The organism is Paracraurococcus ruber (assembly GCF_004353985.1).
GTDB lineage: Bacteria > Pseudomonadota > Alphaproteobacteria > Acetobacterales > Acetobacteraceae > Paracraurococcus > Paracraurococcus ruber.
Window position 1 is genome coordinate 1 of record NZ_SMOA01000510.1, and the last position, 2,029, is coordinate 2,029.

At 76.7% G+C, this 2,029-nt stretch carries 2 protein-coding genes; one reads left to right on the forward strand and one right to left on the reverse strand.

Features of this window, described 5'->3' with window-relative positions:
• The coding region (locus E2C05_RS31295; protein WP_133223511.1) for a PhzF family phenazine biosynthesis protein at window positions 1-534 on the forward strand (534 nt) is incomplete at its 5' end.
• A 301-nt stretch (window positions 535-835) separates the two neighbouring features.
• On the opposite strand, the gene E2C05_RS31300 is transcribed toward E2C05_RS31295, so the two are convergent.
• A complete protein-coding gene (locus E2C05_RS31300) occupies window positions 836-1,852 on the reverse strand; it encodes an AI-2E family transporter (protein WP_133223512.1) in 1,017 nt (338 codons plus the stop codon).
• Window positions 1,853-2,029: the final 177 nt, after the last annotated feature.

The window sequence follows — 2,029 nt, forward strand, 5'->3', positions numbered from 1 at the left end:
GGCGCCGCCATCGGCGCGCCGCAGGCGCTGACGGTCGGCGCGGCGCTGCCCGTCGCGCCCGTCGCCGCCTGCGCCGGCCTGCCGGACCAGGGCGTGGTCACGGCGCGGCACCCGCCGAGGCTCGCCGCCGATGGCGGCAACCCGCGCGCACTGGTCGAGGTGACGGCGGAGGCCCTGGCCGCCGCGCAGCCGGACCTGGCCGCCTTCCGCCGCGCGGTGGCGACGCTGCCCGAGCTCGGCGGCCGCCTCTCGCTCTATCTCTACCGGCGCGACGGCGCGGCGCTGCGCGCCCGCATGTTCTCGCCGCTGACCGGCACCTGGGAGGATCCGGCGACCGGCAGCGCCGCGACGCCGCTGGCCGGCTTCCTGCTGCATCTGTCGGGCGAGGCGCAGGCAACCCTCGACATCCACCAGGGCGTGGAGATGGGCCGGCCGAGCCTGCTGCGCACCACCGCGCGGAGAACGGATGAGGGGATCCGGGCGACCGTCGGCGGGACCTGCGTGCCGGTGTTTGAAGGCCACGTCACGCTGTGAGGCGCGCAGGGGGGGACGCCGTCCCCCTCCGCATCCCCTGGGACGGGCCGGTTCGACGCTGGCGTCGAACAACCATGGACCCCCGTGTCATGCCGAAGGCCGTCGATCGTGACCGATCCGCGCCGCCTCGATCGCCGGGCGGTGTGCGCCGCCGGCCTTGGGCACGCGGCATGTGCCCCGGCGCCCGGCATGGCGGGACCATCCGTGCCGCCGGCATGGTCATCGGGTGCGGCGCGCCGCCGCCACGCCAACCCTGCGCGCGAGACCGGCGGGCGGAGGTCAGGACGCCTGCCCGCCCGCTTCAGGCGGGGGGTGGTTCGCGCTCCAGCCAGCCCTCGACATAGGCCTTCTTCGCCAGGACCAGGCCCAGCGCCGAGAGCGGCGCGGCCAGCGCCAGGCCCAGCAGGCCGAACAGCGCGCCCGTCAGCACCTGCACCACCAGCAGCAGCGCCGGCGGCAGGTCGGCGGTGCGGGACTGCACCATCGGCGTGATGAAATTCCCCTCGATGGTCTGCACCAGGAAGATCAGCCCGACGACATAGAGGCCGAGCACCGGCTGCTGCGTCATCGCCAGCAGCACCGCCGGCACGCCGCCGATCACCGGCCCGAGCACCGGGATGAAATTCAGCAGGCCGATGATGGCGGCCAGCAGCCCCGCCAGCGGCACGCCCAGCAGCCAGAGGCCAAGCCAGGTCAGCAGCCCCGCCACCGTCATCCCGACGGCCTGGCCGAGCAGCCAGCCGCGCAGCGCATGCCCCGCCTCGGCCAGCGTGTCCCGCACCCGCGCATCCAGCCGCGGGTCCAGCAGGCTGCGCAGGCCGGACAGGTAGGGCGCCGGCTGCGCCGCGAGATAGAGGCCCAGCAGCAGCACCAGCACGAAATTGCCGAGGCTGCCCAGCGTGCTGCCCGCCGCCTTGGCCGCCGCCTGCGCCGCCGTCTCCGCCCCGCCGCTGCCCAGCAGCCGGCCCGGCTCGGCCTGGCGCAGCAGCCAGTCGCCCCAGGCGGTGCCGGCGACCTGGCCGCGCAGCGTCTCCAGGCTGTGGGGCAGCTGCTCGGCCAGTTGCGTCGCCTGCTGCGCCAGCGGCCCGGCCGCCGCCCAGCCCGCCAGCCCGATCGCGCCGGCGACCAGCAGCGCCACCACCAGCACCGCCGCGATCTCCGGCAGGCCGGTGCGCTGCGCCAGCGGCTCCGCCCCCGCCCGCAGGGCCACGGCCAGCAGCACGGCGGCGAAGGTCAGCAGCGGCACCTCCGGCACCAGCCAGAGGAGGACCAGCAGCAGGCCCAGCAGGACCAGCACGGAGCCTTGCGCACGCGTCATGACGGGCGAACGACGCCGCGCGCCGGCGGTTCCGCCAGCGTTCCATGACGCCCGCCGCCGCGGCGCCCGCCGGCCCGCCCGGCTGGCTTGCGGCGGCGCAAGGCCGGCGTGGCGCATGGTGGGCAGGATGACGGCCGGGCCGCATCGCCCCGGCGCGACAGGCGGGCACCGGCCCGT

Bases quoted from the DNA above. Each gene is read 5' to 3' on its own strand.
- E2C05_RS31300 (WP_133223512.1), bottom strand. From the start codon at position 1,852: ATGACGCGTGCGCAAGGCTCCGTGCTGGTCCTGCTGGGCCTGCTGCTG.